This window comes from Streptosporangium sp. NPDC000563 (assembly GCF_040299985.1).
In the GTDB taxonomy this organism is placed as follows: Bacteria; Actinomycetota; Actinomycetes; order Streptosporangiales; family Streptosporangiaceae; genus Streptosporangium.
Genome location: NZ_JBEPDA010000005.1, coordinates 362,498 through 375,579, shown reverse-complemented (window position 1 = coordinate 375,579; position 13,082 = coordinate 362,498). Strand labels below are relative to the sequence as shown.

Annotated in this window: 11 protein-coding genes; all 11 read right to left on the bottom strand. The window is 68.9% G+C overall.

The window, feature by feature from the left end; genetic code table 11:
• Positions 1 to 216: 216 nt before the first annotated feature.
• Positions 217 to 1,752 carry a S1 family peptidase gene (locus tag ABT352_RS16765; RefSeq protein WP_350945725.1) on the bottom strand — a complete coding sequence of 512 codons (1,536 nt, stop codon included), beginning with the start codon at positions 1,750 to 1,752 and terminating at the stop codon, positions 217 to 219.
• A gap of 169 nt (positions 1,753 to 1,921) precedes the next feature.
• Entirely contained in the window at positions 1,922 to 3,424 is a 1,503-nt protein-coding gene (locus ABT352_RS16760; RefSeq protein WP_350945724.1) for a S1 family peptidase, read from the bottom strand.
• Positions 3,425 to 3,809: 385 nt separating this feature from the next.
• Positions 3,810 to 4,982, bottom strand: coding sequence for a glycine C-acetyltransferase (locus ABT352_RS16755; RefSeq protein ID WP_350945723.1), 1,173 nt, complete (start codon positions 4,980 to 4,982; stop codon positions 3,810 to 3,812).
• A 61-nt stretch (positions 4,983 to 5,043) separates the two neighbouring features.
• Positions 5,044 to 6,072, bottom strand: a complete 1,029-nt coding sequence (tdh, locus tag ABT352_RS16750; RefSeq protein ID WP_350945722.1) for an L-threonine 3-dehydrogenase — start codon at positions 6,070 to 6,072, stop codon at positions 5,044 to 5,046.
• A 425-nt stretch (positions 6,073 to 6,497) separates the two neighbouring features.
• The gene (locus tag ABT352_RS16745) at positions 6,498 to 7,595 is read right to left on the bottom strand and encodes an SPFH domain-containing protein (RefSeq protein WP_350945721.1); all 1,098 of its coding nucleotides are present in this window, start codon (positions 7,593 to 7,595) and stop codon (positions 6,498 to 6,500) included.
• A gap of 76 nt (positions 7,596 to 7,671) precedes the next feature.
• A complete protein-coding gene (locus ABT352_RS16740) occupies positions 7,672 to 8,109 on the bottom strand; it encodes an NfeD family protein (RefSeq protein WP_350945720.1) in 438 nt (145 codons plus the stop codon).
• Positions 8,110 to 8,266: 157 nt separating this feature from the next.
• Positions 8,267 to 9,403, bottom strand: coding sequence for a fumarylacetoacetase (gene fahA, locus ABT352_RS16735; protein WP_350945719.1), 1,137 nt, complete (start codon positions 9,401 to 9,403; stop codon positions 8,267 to 8,269).
• Complete coding sequence (locus tag ABT352_RS16730) at positions 9,403 to 10,494, bottom strand: hypothetical protein (RefSeq protein ID WP_350945718.1); 1,092 nt, start codon at positions 10,492 to 10,494, stop codon at positions 9,403 to 9,405. The genes fahA and ABT352_RS16730 overlap by 1 nt, the downstream gene beginning before the upstream one ends.
• Positions 10,495 to 10,643: 149 nt before the next feature.
• The gene (locus ABT352_RS16725; protein ID WP_350945802.1) at positions 10,644 to 11,813 is read right to left on the bottom strand and encodes a homogentisate 1,2-dioxygenase; all 1,170 of its coding nucleotides are present in this window, start codon (positions 11,811 to 11,813) and stop codon (positions 10,644 to 10,646) included.
• Positions 11,814 to 12,040: 227 nt separating this feature from the next.
• Complete coding sequence (locus ABT352_RS16720) at positions 12,041 to 12,493, bottom strand: iron chaperone (protein ID WP_350945717.1); 453 nt, start codon at positions 12,491 to 12,493, stop codon at positions 12,041 to 12,043.
• Positions 12,494 to 12,675: 182 nt separating this feature from the next.
• Positions 12,676 to 13,032, bottom strand: a complete 357-nt coding sequence (locus ABT352_RS16715) for a VOC family protein (protein WP_350945716.1) — start codon at positions 13,030 to 13,032, stop codon at positions 12,676 to 12,678.
• Positions 13,033 to 13,082: the final 50 nt, after the last annotated feature.

Here is a 13,082-nt window from a genome sequence, read left to right as displayed (position 1 = left end):
GCGCCTCACACCATCGGTTGATCATGCGGTGCGGGCAGCACAACCTTAATTCAGCTGTTGTCGGTCGCGGCCACGGAAGCCACACGCCACGCGGGTGCGACTCCGGCGATGCTCGCCGGAGCATTCCGGGGCCCGGCGAGGGACACCGTCGATCGGGTCCTCGACCGTCCCGGACCTCCCGCCACCCCGTCGATGCCGTAGACCTCGGCGGTCGGGTCACCGGGAAAAGGTCGGAGCGGCAGGAGGTGAGACTTGGGCGCGTTGCGGCATCCTGTATTCCAGGCTGTAAGGGCCGGAGCCGCTGGAGGAGACCACGCGGTATCGGTAGTAACCGGCCGTGCCGGTGTAGTCGATCCTCTCGTCGGGGTGCGGGCTTTCCGAGGCGGCGACGGTGACCCAGGCCCGGTTGTTCCACTTCTGCAAATAGAGATCGAAATCGGTGTTGTCGTTGGCGTTCAGGCAACCGGAGTGGACGCCGCCGAAGGCCGAGTAATAGCGACGACCGCGCGGTTGATAGGCGGAACTACCTACGGTCAGCGAGTCCTCGGCGATGCGCGGGTAGCCGGTGCAGGTGTTCGCGCCCGTGCCAGACGGGTTGGCGGTGGTCGTCAGGGTCAGGCCGTAGGTGGTGAGGATCTCGCCGATCGGCTGGAAGTAGGTGACGCCGCCGGAGGCGCAGTCGCCGGAGCCGCCGGAGGTGACACCCTGGGCCTGGTCGATGGAGATGAAGGAGCCGCCGGAGTCGCCGGGTTCGGCGCAGACGTTGGTCCGGGTCAGTCCGGAGACGGTGCCCTGGGAGTAGGTGACGCTGGTGTTGAGTTGCTGGATGGTTCCGCAGTGCCAGCCGGTGGTGGAGCCGGACCGGCAGACCGACGCCCCCTCGATGGCCACTCTGGAGCCGGCGACGTCCACCGTCTCGCCCGCGCCGTTGCTCACCCACGGCCTGGGCGTCCAGCCGTCGTTCACGGAAACCCAGGCGAAGTCGCTGTCCGGGAAGGTCGACCCCTGGAAGACACCCTGCAACACCCGGTTGAAGCCGGTGGTGGCCTTGCCCTGCGCACCGCAGTGACCGGCGCTGACGAAAGCGTTCTGGGTCCCCTTGGTCACGGAGAACCCGACCGAGCAGCGGGACGTGGTGCCGATGTAGTAGGCGTCGCCGCCCACCACGTCGTAAAGGAGCCGTGGGCTCTCGGCGGAGTGCACCGCCTGCACGGCGTTCGCGCCCACACCGCTGGCCTCTATCTCATCCTCAGTGGCTAAAAGATCCGAGGTGAGGATGACGATCCTGTTGCTCTTCACATCGATGAAGCGCACTTTTCCCCCGGCAGTGGACAGAGACGCGTCAGTGATCGCCAAGGCCTTGTGGAGGTCCGGGAGCGACCGGGTGACCACCTCACCCCGTGCGCCCGCGGCGATGATGTCGGGAAGATCGGCGGGGGTGGTGGTGGTTACCACGAGGGTCTGCGCGACGGTTCCGGTGAACCAGGAACCGCCGAAACGGTCACCGAGCTTCGCGCGGAGTTGTGCCTCGACCGGCGCCAGGCGGGTCTCGTTGAGCAGTCGGGCCTGGGCCTGCTCCGCGGTGAGATGGAGGTCGCGTTGCATGGCCGCGAGCATTCCCGGCGGTGGTTTCATCGTGGTCGCGGTGGTTGCGACGCCGGTCGTCAGGGGCCGGGCGGCGGCAGGGACGGCCGTCGCGGTAAAGGTGGTCGCCAGGACGCATCCCATGATGGCGGCATGTCTGCGGGGCATCGGTCTCTCCTCGACCTTGACTGTCCAAGAAAGGGGGAGAGCGCCCCATACCACTGGCTCATCGTGCTACGTGGGCAACACGTAACCTTAATTCAGCCGATGCCGGTCACAGCCACATAAGCCATACGCCACGCCGGACAACGATTTCCAGCGAAGGCCACCGGGCAGGTCACGGTGCCTTGTACCCCAGAAGGTAGGCGCCGGAGCCGCTGGAGGAGATTACGCGGTATCGGTAGTAACCGGCCGTGCCGGTGTAGTCGATCTTCTCGTTGGAGGTCGGCCCATTGGAGGCGGCGACGGTGACCCAGGCCTGGCCCTCCTGCTTCTGCAGATAGAGGTCGAAGTCGGTGCCGATGGTACCGGCCAGGCAGGCGAAGTGGGGGCCGTCGGCGGTCGACCGGTGATAGATCGCCTGGTAAGCGGGCTTCCCAGCGATCAGCCGGCCGTCGGCGGTGTGCGGGTAGCCGGTGCAGGTGCCCGTGCTCGGAGGCGGAGGATTGCCATTGGTGGTCACCAGGGACAGGCCGTAGGTGGTGAGGATCTCGTTGACCGGCTGGAAGTAGGTGACGCCGCCGGAGTTGCAGTCGCCGGAGCCGCCGGAGGTGACGCCCTGGGCCTGGTCGATGGAGATGAAGGAGCCGCCGGAGTCGCCGGGTTCGGCGCAGACGTTGGTCCGGGTCAGCCCGGAGACGGTGCCCTGGGGGTAGGCGATGCTGGCGTTGAGTTGCTGGATGGTTCCGCAGTGCCAGCCGGTGGTGGAGCCGGACCGGCAGACCGACGCCCCCTCGATGGCCACTCTGGAGCCGGCGACGTCCACCGTCTCGCCCGCGCCGCTGCTCACCCACGGCCTGGGGGTCCAGTCGCCGTTCACCGCGATCCAGGAGAAGTCGCGGGACGGGAACAGCGATGCCTGGAAGATCCCCTGAGGGCCCCGGTCGACGTTGGCGCTGGTGGTCATCCCCACCGTGCCACAGTGACCGGCACTGACGAAACCGTTCTGAAGACCGCGGACCACGGAGAAGCCGATCGAGCAACGGGTTGTGGCACCGACGTAATAAGCCTCGCCACCCACCAGATCGGAAAGGGGCTGGGGCCGCTCAGCGGAGGAGAGCACCCGCACCGCGCTCGAATTCACGCCGGCGGCCTTGAGGACGGCCCTGGTCGTCGACGGCACATCGGACAGGACGACGACCTGGTTGGCCCGCACGTCGACGTAACGCACATGCCCTCCAGCGAACGGGTGAGTGGACAGGATCTCGTCCGTCTGCTTCTTGATCACGTTGAGTTGCGCCAGCGACAGGCCGACCACCTTGCCCCTGGCGCCCTCGGCGAGGATATGGGGAAGATCGGCGGGGGTGGTGGTGGCCACTACAAGAGTCTGCGCGACGGGTTCGGTAAGCCACGAACCAGCGAAACGGTCACCGAGTCTTCTATGGAGCCGCGCCTCGATCTCCGTCAGGCGGGTCTCGTTGAGCAACCGGGCCTGGGCCTGCTCCGCGGTGAGATGGAGATCGCGCTGCATGGCCGCGAGCATTCCCGTTGGTGGTTTCGTCGCGGACACGGTGGCCGAGGCGTCGGACGTCAGGTGCCAGGCGACGGCGGGGGCGGTCGTCGCGGTAAGGGCGGTGACCGCCAGGACACATCCCATGATGGTGGCATGTCTGCGGGGCATCGGTCTCTCCTCGACCTTGACTGTCCAAGAAAGGGGGAGAGCGCCCCATACCACTGGCGCATCGTGCTACGCGGGCAACACATAACCTTAATTCAGCCGATGCCGGTCACAGCCATGAAAGCCACACGCCACGCGGACGACGATTTCCAGCGAAGAGCACATGAGCGCTCCTCCCGTTCGCCTGAACACACCATGTTCGGACTCCCGGTCGAGGTGCCCGGCGACTTCCGGCGGGGAACTCGCCGGGCACCCCGGTAGACGAACGTGTGGCGGAAGGGGGCCGGGCGCGCCGCCCCAGGTCCGGGGCCGGTCGCGGATGATTTTCACGCGGGCCGCGGCGAACACCCGTCAGCGGGCGTTCGCCGGTGAGCCCCACCGCGGGTGTTCAGCCACGGGCGGTGGCGAAGGCCTCCAGCGCGCGGTCGACGTCCTCGGGCGAGTGGGCCGCCGAGAGCTGGACCCGGATGCGGGCCTCGCCCTTCGGGACGACGGGGTAGGAGAAGCCGATCACGTAGACGCCCAGCTCCAGCAGGCGTTCGGCCATCGCGGCGGCCTCGGCGGCGTCGCCGATCATCACCGGGACGATGGGGTGGTCACCGGGCAGGATGTCGAACCCGGCCTCGATCATGCCGATGCGGAACCGCTCGGTGTTGGCGCGCAGTCGCGTCCGTGCCTCGTCCGAGCCGCTGATCAGGTCGAGGACGCGCAGCGAGGCGGCGGCGATCACCGGGGCGAGGGAGTTGGAGAACAGGTAGGGACGCGAACGCTGGCGGAGCAGCTCGCAGATCTCCCCGCGCGCCGCCACGTAGCCGCCGCTCGCCCCGCCGAGCGCCTTGCCGAGCGTGCCGGTGAGGATGTCGACCCTGTCCCGTACGCCGTGCAGCTCGGGGGTGCCCCCGCCGTTGTCGCCGACGAAACCGACGGCGTGCGAGTCGTCGACCATCACCATCGCCCCGTACCGCTCCGCCAGGTCGCAGATCTCGTCCAGCGGCGCGACGTAGCCGTCCATGGAGAAGACACCGTCGGTGACGATCAGCCTGCGCCGGGCGTCGGCGGACTCCTTGAGCCGCGCCTCCAGCTCGGTCATGTCACGGTTGGCGTAGCGCAGGCGCCGGGCCTTGGACAGGCGGATGCCGTCGATGACGCTCGCGTGGTTGAGCGCGTCGGAGATCACCGCGTCCCGGTCGTCGAGCAGGGTCTCGAACACGCCGCCGTTGGCGTCGAAGCACGAGCTGTACAGGACGGTGTCCTCCTGGCCGAGGAAGTCCGACAGCCGCGCCTCCAGCTCCTTGTGCACCTCCTGGGTGCCGCAGATGAAGCGGACGGACGCCATGCCGAAGCCCCAGCGGTCGAGGGCCTCCTTGGCGGCGGCGACCACCTCGGGATGGTCGGCCAGGCCCAGGTAGTTGTTGGCGCAGAAGTTCAGCACCTCACCGCCGCCGGCCACGGCGATGTCGGCGCGCTGCGGGGTGGTGATGACCCGTTCGGGCTTGAGCAGCCCGGCTTCCGCGATCTCGTTCAGGGTCGTACGGAAGTCGTCGCGCAGGTTGTCGAACATCAGGCCGTCCAATCCGAGGTGATCTTTCCGGTTCCGCCGAGGTCGCGGCGGGGGCCGGGCATCAGGTCGTCCAATCCAGGATGACCTTGCCGGTCCTGCCTCCGGCGGCGGTGTCGAAGGCCGCGTCGAAGTCGCGGTAGGAGAAGCGGTCGGTGATCACGGGGGTGAGGTCGAGGCCCTTCTCCAGGAGTACGGACATGGCGTACCACGTCTCGTACATCTCCCGGCCGTAGACGCCCTTGATGGTGATCATCGAGGTCACGACCGTCGCGAAGTCGACGGCGAACTCCTCGGCGGGCAGGCCGAGCATGGCGATCTTCCCGCCGTGCGACATGGAGGCGATCATGTCGCGGAGCGCCTTCGGGTTGCCGGACATCTCCAGGCCCACGTCGAAGCCCTCGCGCATGCCCAGCCCGTCCATGCCCTCTTGTATGGAGGTCTCCGCGACGTTCAGGGCGAGGGCGACCCCGAGCTTGCGGGCCAGCTCCAGCCGCTCGGGGCTGACGTCGGTGACGACCACGTTGCGGGCGCCCACGTGGGTGGCGACCGCGGCGGCCATCAGCCCGATCGGCCCGGCACCGGAGATCAGCACGTCCTCGCCGACCATCGGGAACGTGAGGGCGGTGTGCACCGCGTTGCCGAACGGGTCGAAGATCGCGGCCACGTCGAGATCGACCGGGACCCGGTGCACCCAGACGTTGGAGGCGGGGAGCGTCAGATATTCGGCGAAGGCGCCGTCGCGGTTCACCCCCAGCCCGATCGTGCTGCGGCACAGGTGCCGCCGACCGGCCATGCAGTTGCGGCACTTGCCGCAGACGAGGTGCCCCTCGCCGCTCACCAGGTCGCCGCGGGTGATGTCCTCCACGCCGGGCGCCACCTCGACGACCTCGCCGCAGAACTCGTGGCCGATGACGAGCGGCGTGTTCAGCGTCTGCCGGGCCCACGCGTCGAAACTCCGGATGTGCAGATCCGTGCCGCAGATCCCGGTGCGCAACACCTTGATCAGCACCTCGCCGGGTCCGACGGACGGCTCCGGCACGTCGACGAGCCACAGACCGGGCTCGGCCCTCTCCTTGACCAGTGCCTTCATCGCGGATTCCCCCTCGGTTTCGACCATACGCACTGTGCCCGGTCGCCTTCGGGGGTGTCCATCGCGGTTTTCTTAACCCCGCCCACAGCGTTGCTTCACGCCCGGGTCCCGGGGGGATACCCAGACATTTCTCCCTAAACCGGCCGAACAAACGGGTACGACCGCGAGATCTCGACGGGAGCGCCGGTCAGGTCGTCTCCTTCAGGCCCCAGCCGGTGATCACCGAGGACCATCTGGTCGTCGAGATCGACACGGTCCCGTACTTCCAGGTCACCGACCCCCGCGACGACCCGGTGCCGGGCGCGGATGCCCGCGCCGACGAACACCGGTCGTGATCGTTGCCCTACGAGCCTCGGCCATGAAAAAGGTCCTCCCGCCCGGATCACCGGGCAGGAGGACCGGGAAGAGAAACCCTCCTCCGGAGGTCAGGGGCGGTGCTCCTCCTGGAGGTGACGCTCCTGCTGCGACTCCGTCTCCGCTCCGAGGAGGCCGTTGCCGGGGAGAGGCGCCGGAGGCGCGTTGAGCTGGCGGGGACCGAGATCGGTCTCGGCGGCCTCGGCGACCGCGTCGGCGGCCGCCTGCTCGGCCTGCTTCCGCTCCTCGGCCGCCGCCTCGTTCACCCTGGGGGTCTCGCGGACGGCCGACGACTGCGGCAGCGCCTCGGTGAACGCCTTGGAGACGCCCTGGATGGCGGAGGTGACCTCGCTGGGAATCACCCAGAACGTGTTGTTCGGGCCGTTGGCCAGCTCGGGCAGGACCTGCAGATACTGGTACGCCAGCAGCTTGGGGTCGGGGTCGTTGCGGTGCACGGCTTGGAAGACCTCGTCGATGGCCTGCGACTGACCCTCGGCCTTGAGGATCGCGGCGCTCCGGTCACCCTCGGCCCGCAGGATCGCGCTCTGCTTGTCACCCTCGGCGGTCAGGATCTGCGACTGCCGCTGGCCCTCGGCGTTGAGGATCGCGGCGCGCTTGTCCCGCTCGGCGCGCATCTGCTTCTCCATCGCCTCCTTGATGCTCTTCGGCGGGTCGATGGCCTTGATCTCCACCCGGTTGACCCGGATGCCCCACTTGCCGGTCGCCTCGTCGAGCACACCGCGCAGCTGGCTGTTGATCGTGTCGCGCGAGGTGAGCGTCATCTCCAGGTCGAGCGAGCCGACGACGTTACGCAGCGTGGTGACCGTGAGCTGCTCCACGGCCTGGATGTAGTTGGCGATCTCGTACGCGGCGGCCCGGGGATCGGTGACCTGGAAGTACAGGACCGTGTCGATCTCGACGACCAGGTTGTCCTCGGTGATCACCGGCTGGGGCCTGAAGGAGACGACCTGCTCACGCAGGTCGATCATCGGATAGACCCGGTCGATGTACGGGATCACGAAGTTCAGGCCGGGCTTCAGCGTGCTGTGATAGCGGCCGAGTCGTTCCACGTTGCGGGCTCGCGCCTGGGGGACGATGCGCACCGAACGGATCACGGTGAACACCGCCAACAAAGCGATGAGCAGTCCGGCTACGAGTAGAGCATCCATGGCGTCACTCCCGACGTGGATTTATTTATGGCGGCACTCCCGCGGTCTGGCTGTACGGGCAGAGGGGTCGTGGCGTTCACTCCCGTGGATACACGAGTGCGGTCGCGCCTTCGATCTCGATGACGTCGACGGTCGCTCCGGCGGGGATCACCAGAGTCTCGTCGTAGGCCCTGGCGGACCACTCCTCGCCGCCGATCCGAACCCGGCCGTCCCTGCCGGTCACCTCGCTCAGGACGTAGGCGGACCTGCCCACGATCGCCTGGATCCCGAAGCGCTGGCTCCGGGGTTGCAGCTTGGCGATGTGGCGCTGGGCGACGGGACGGACCAAGGTCACTCCGGCGGCCATGGAGGCGACGAACACCACGAGTTGGAGTGGGATCGGCAGCCCCAGCGCGGCGGCGACGGAGGTGATGAGGGCGGCGCCCCCGAGCAGGCCGAGAGCGGTGGTGAGGGTGAGTATCTCTGCGACACCAAGCGCCACAGCCAAGATCAACCAGATGACCCAATACTCCATGCTCCGACCCTCCTGTCCTACTTGTACAACGTTCCGGACGTCAGGTAGGTTCCTTTGCTCACCGTATGCCTTTCGCCATATCGCGGACAGGCCCGGTTCTCCCCGCAGGCCGCCGACTTCGAGCGCCTCGGCTCATCCCTTCCCTCGAATCGCCGGGTTACCGCGCGGGCTCGATCCTTCCGGAGACCTCACCCAGAGTGATGACGGTCCCGCCGGGCCCCGGGGCGGTCGCGGTGATCGTGACGGTGTCCCCGTCCTCCAGGAAGGTCCTGGCGGAGCCGTCGGGCAGCTTCAGCGGCTCGGTCCCGTTCCAGGTCAGCTCGATCAGCGAGCCGCGCTCGCCCGGCCCGGAGCCGGAGACCGTACCGCTCGCGTAGAGATCGCCGGTGCGCAGGGCGGCGCCGTTGACGGTCATGTGGGCGAGCATCTGGTCGGGCGTCCAGTACATGTCCCGGTACGGGGGACGGGAGACGACCTCGCCGTTCACGGAGACCTCCATCCGCAGGTCGAGCCCCCACGGCTCCTCGCGGCGCAGGTAGTCGAGCGGCTCGGGATCCTGCCGCCTGCCCTCGACGCGCGCCTCCGACAGGGCCGCGAGCGGGGTGATCCACGGAGACATCGAGGTGGCGAAGGACTTGCCGAGGAACGGGCCCAGCGGGACGTACTCCCACGCCTGGATGTCGCGGGCACTCCAGTCGTTGACCAGGGTCACGCCGAACACGTGGTCCTCGAACCGTCCTGCCCGCTCCCCGAGGGCGGTCGGCGCGCCGACGACGAATCCCAGCTCCGCCTCGATGTCCAGCTTGGCGGAGGGGCCGAAGACCCCCGCGCCGCGCTGCCCGGAAGGTCGGGTGACCGGGGTCCCGGACACCACGACCGTCCCCGCCCTGCCGTGGTAGCCGACCGGCAGGTGACGCCAGTTCGGCTTGAGCGGCTCCTCGTCGGGGCGGAACATCCGGCCCAGGTTGGAGGCGTGCTCCAGCGAGCAGTAGAAGTCGACGTAGTCGGCCACCTCGATCGGCAGGTGCAGGGTGACCTGGTCGAGGGGTATGAGGTGCGGCTCCACCACCACGTGGTCGGTGCTCAGCTTGTTCTGGATCAGGGTCCGGGTGTCCCGCCACGCGGCCGGGCCCCTGGACATGAAGGCGTTGAGCGATCCGGTGGCGAACACCTCGTCGTGCAGCGCCCCGGCCAGGTCGACCACGTGGTCTCCGTACCGGACGCCGACGCGAGGGGTCTCTCCCTCATGACGGGAGAAGACTCCGTAGGGCAGGTTCTCCAGGTCCCAACCCATTACACGTTCTCCTCTGTTGTGTCGGGGGCGGCCATGCCGTGGGCCGCTCCGCCGGTGGTCGCTGTATCGGGGATGGCCGTGCCGGTGCCGGTGCCGGTGCCGGTGGTGGCGGTGGCGGTGGTGGTGTTGTGGGGCGCCGTGCCGGCGGGGGCGGGCGGGCGCCGGGCGATCAGGCCCAGCGCCACCAGGTCCTCGATCGGGGTGTGCGTGTCGCACGACCCGTACGACACCAGCAGCTCCCTGGCGCGTGCCGAGGTGTCGTCGGGCACGGCCTGTGCCAGCCGTACCAGCTCGCCGACGTCGGTGAGCTTCAGCACCGGCACCGGGTCGCGGTCCTCCACGGCCGCGCAGACCGCGAGGACCAGGTTGAGGAATCCGTGCCGGTCGACGCCGAGCGCGGGATCGAAGTGGCGGACCGCGTTGTGCAACCCCGCGGTCGCCTTGAACGGCACGCCGTGCCTCGCGCAGTGCGCGATGAGGGCGCCCAGGTCCGCGGCGCTGGGAAAAGCGCCCGCGGTCAGCCCGCCGCAGCGGAACTTCAGACCGGGGCCCTCGCCGTCGCGCGGCAGGGAGGTCAGGGAGGCGAGGGAGGCATGGTCGCCGGCGGACACCTCGACGAACAGCCGGGCGTCGCCGGGCAGCCGTCCGGCCAGTCGCTCCCACACCGCTCCGGGGGTCTCGCCCGGCGCCTGCCGCACCTCGACCAGCTCGACGGCGACGTCCTCCAACGGCGGTAGGTCGGGGGTGTCGAGGATCAGACCGAGCCGGATGGGAAAGGTGAGGTGGTCGCGGAGCTCCCCCAGGCGTCCGGCCGGGCAGAGGAACCGGTGGGTGAGCACCGGGTCGTTGCCCGCCAGGTCGTTCCTGTGGCGTTCCAGGGCCTCCGCCATCGGCAGTCCGGTCGGCGGGAACAGCCCCGCGTCGTCGACGAGCTCCCGGAAGAGCGTCGCCGTTCCCATGCCCACACCGCTCACACCTGTGCTGTCCACGTCCGTGCCGCTCGCGTCCGTGCCGTCCACGCCCGTACCGCTCGCGTCCCTACCGTCCACGCCGGCGCCCGTTCCCGTTCCCGTGCTCGCGTCTACGCTCATGGTTCTGCCCCTACCCCGTGGCGGGTCGGAGGTCGCGCTCGGACCGGAGACCGTATCCGTGTTCGTGGTCACGTCCGGGGACGCCCCCGCGTTCGTGTCCCGGCCTCGGGCCGTGTCCGGAGGCGGCTCCGGGTCCGGGGCCGCGTTCGTCAACGGGCCCACGTCCACGCGTACGCGGGGTCCTCCACGGAAAGCCCGGCGGGACCCAGGTCGAGGGGGCGGAAGGTGTCGACCATCACGGCCAGCTCGCTCGTCTGCGTGTGGCCCTGCCGGACCGCCTCGATGACGGCTTCGACGGCGCCCGGCTGCGGCCCGTGCGTGAACCCCGCCGGGTGCAGGGAGACCGAGCCGACGTCGATGCCCGATCCCTTGCGCGCCGTGTAGTCGCCGCCCGCGTAGAACATCAGCTCGTCGGAGTCGACGTTGTGGTGGTTGTACGGGATTGGGATCGCGTCGGGGTGGAAGTCGAGCGGCCGGGGGCAGAACGAGCAGATCACGAAGTTGGGACCCTCGAAGGTCTGGTGCACCGGCGGCGGGGCGTGGGTGCGCTTCACGATCGGCTCGAAGTCGTTGATGTTGAACGCGTACGGGTAGAGGCAGCCGTCCCAGCCGACCACGTCGAACGGGTGGTCGCGGTAGACCAGCCGGGTGAGTCCGCCACGCGTGCGGACGAGCACCGGCACCTCCTCGCCCTCGGCGATCAGGGGCTCCTGCGGGGTGCGCAGGTCGCGCTCGGAGTAGGGGGCGTGCTCCAGGAACTGGCCGTATTTGGACAGGTAGCGCTTGGGCGGCCGGATGTGACCGGCCGCCTCGATGGTGAACGCCGTGACGCGGCCCCTCGGCACCCACCGGTGGATCGTCCCGGTGGGGACGACGACGTAGTCACCCTCCCCGGCCTCGATCGCCCCGTACGTCGACTCGAACCTGACCTGCCCGCTCGCGATGTAGACGCACTCGTCGCCCATGGAGTTGCGGTAGAGCCCGCTGGGTTCCTCGCTCGCGGCGTACGACATGCGGACGTCGGCGTTCCCGGCGATCAGCCCGCGCCCGGAGACGAGGTCCCCCTGGGGCTTGAGGTCCTGGGTACGTAGGTGGCGGGGGGAGAGCGGCACGTTGGGGGTGAGGTTTCGCGACTCGTCGGGCTCGACGGCCTCGGCCTTGACGATCGCCGTGGGGAGGTGGCGGTGGTAGAGCAGCGACGAGTCGCTGGAGAACCCCTCCTCGCCCATCAGTTCCTCGGCGTACAGCCCGCCGTCGGGCCGCCGGAACTGCACGTGCCGCTTGCGGGGGATCTCCCCTACGACCCGGTAGTACGGCATCCGCTTCTCCCAGCTCTGTCCGTTTATAGGACGCATACGTCCTTTATACGAACAACCATCTGTCAGGGGGATGGGAGATGTCAAACGTCGTCCCAGGGTGTCCGTCCCGTGGGAATCCCACCTCCGCCGGCGCCGCCCCGGTGACGTACGCGAGCCGACGCCGTTCGAGCGAAGTGATGTACGGACCCGACTCGGCGCGATTCGGGGCGCACATTCCCGGGCGAGTCTCAGCTCACCGCCTGCTTCACCAGCGCGCTGATCCGCGCCTCCACCTCGGCCGTCACCTCGGTCAGGGCGAAACCGGCGGCCCACATCGCGCCGTCGTCCAGGTTCGCCTGGTCGCTGAACCCGAGCGTCGCGTAGCGTGTCTTGAACTTGGCCGCGCTCTGGAAGTGGCACACGATTTTGCCGTTCAGCGCGTAGGCGGGCATCCCGTACCAGAGCTTCGGCGCGAGGGCCGGGGCGTCGGCGGTGATGACGGCATGGACGCGCTGGGCCAGGATCCGGTCCGATTCCTGCATTTCGGCGATCTTCGCGAGCACGTCCCGCTGGTCCTGCGCCGCCTTGTCCACGCGTGAGCTGCGGCGCGCCGCCGTCTTCCGCTCCTGGGCATGATCCTTCATCGCGGCCCGCTCCTCGGCGGTGAATCCCTCGTACGTGCTGCCTTCGGTGCTGCTCATGGCGGATCTCCTCCTGGAGGATCTTGATTTTCTGGATTTCGAGAAGGGACCTTGTGGTCCTCGGTCGTGATGGCGTCGTCGAGGTCGTCTCGCCGCCCGCCTCAGCGGATCCTTCGAGCGAGGTGGGTTCGTGGTCCTGTCGGCGGCCGCCAAGCGGCGGGCATGGCAGGGGCGGGTGGCGATCAGCGGTCCTGCAGAAGCCCCAGGACGTTGCCGTCGAGGTCGACGACGGTGGCCACCAGGCGTCCGCCGCCGACCTCGTGCGCGGCCTCCCGGACGATGGCCCCCGCTGCGATCACCTCGGCCAGCTTCGCCTCGATGTCCGGCACGTGCCAGTAGGCCACCGGCGAGGTCATGCCCTGAGGTCCACCGCCCGGCACCAGCCCGATGTGCTGGCCCCCGACCTCGAAGCCGACGTAGTAGGACGAGTCAACCTGGGGCGGGACGCCGAGCAGGGCCGCATAAACCGTCTTGGCCTTGGCCAGGTCGGACACCGGGTGCAGCACGGTCTTGATTCCCTGGGCGGAAGAGCCGGTCATGGTCACTCCTGTGGTCGTGGGCCTCGTCGACCCGCTGTTCGCGTGTTCAC

What these genes read in the sequence shown, in the direction of transcription:
- ABT352_RS16765 (WP_350945725.1), bottom strand. Translation starts at nt 1,752, where the DNA reads ATGCCCCGCAGACATGCCGCCATCATGGGATGCGTCCTGGCGACCACC.
- ABT352_RS16760 (WP_350945724.1), bottom strand. Translation starts at nt 3,424, where the DNA reads ATGCCCCGCAGACATGCCACCATCATGGGATGTGTCCTGGCGGTCACC.
- ABT352_RS16755 (WP_350945723.1), bottom strand. Translation starts at nt 4,982, where the DNA reads ATGTTCGACAACCTGCGCGACGACTTCCGTACGACCCTGAACGAGATC.
- tdh (WP_350945722.1), bottom strand. Translation starts at nt 6,072, where the DNA reads ATGAAGGCACTGGTCAAGGAGAGGGCCGAGCCCGGTCTGTGGCTCGTC.
- ABT352_RS16745 (WP_350945721.1), bottom strand. Translation starts at nt 7,595, where the DNA reads ATGGATGCTCTACTCGTAGCCGGACTGCTCATCGCTTTGTTGGCGGTG.
- ABT352_RS16740 (WP_350945720.1), bottom strand. Translation starts at nt 8,109, where the DNA reads ATGGAGTATTGGGTCATCTGGTTGATCTTGGCTGTGGCGCTTGGTGTC.
- fahA (WP_350945719.1), bottom strand. Translation starts at nt 9,403, where the DNA reads ATGGGTTGGGACCTGGAGAACCTGCCCTACGGAGTCTTCTCCCGTCAT.
- ABT352_RS16730 (WP_350945718.1), bottom strand. Translation starts at nt 10,494, where the DNA reads ATGAGCGTAGACGCGAGCACGGGAACGGGAACGGGCGCCGGCGTGGAC.
- ABT352_RS16725 (WP_350945802.1), bottom strand. Translation starts at nt 11,813, where the DNA reads ATGCCGTACTACCGGGTCGTAGGGGAGATCCCCCGCAAGCGGCACGTG.
- ABT352_RS16720 (WP_350945717.1), bottom strand. Translation starts at nt 12,493, where the DNA reads ATGAGCAGCACCGAAGGCAGCACGTACGAGGGATTCACCGCCGAGGAG.
- ABT352_RS16715 (WP_350945716.1), bottom strand. Translation starts at nt 13,032, where the DNA reads ATGACCGGCTCTTCCGCCCAGGGAATCAAGACCGTGCTGCACCCGGTG.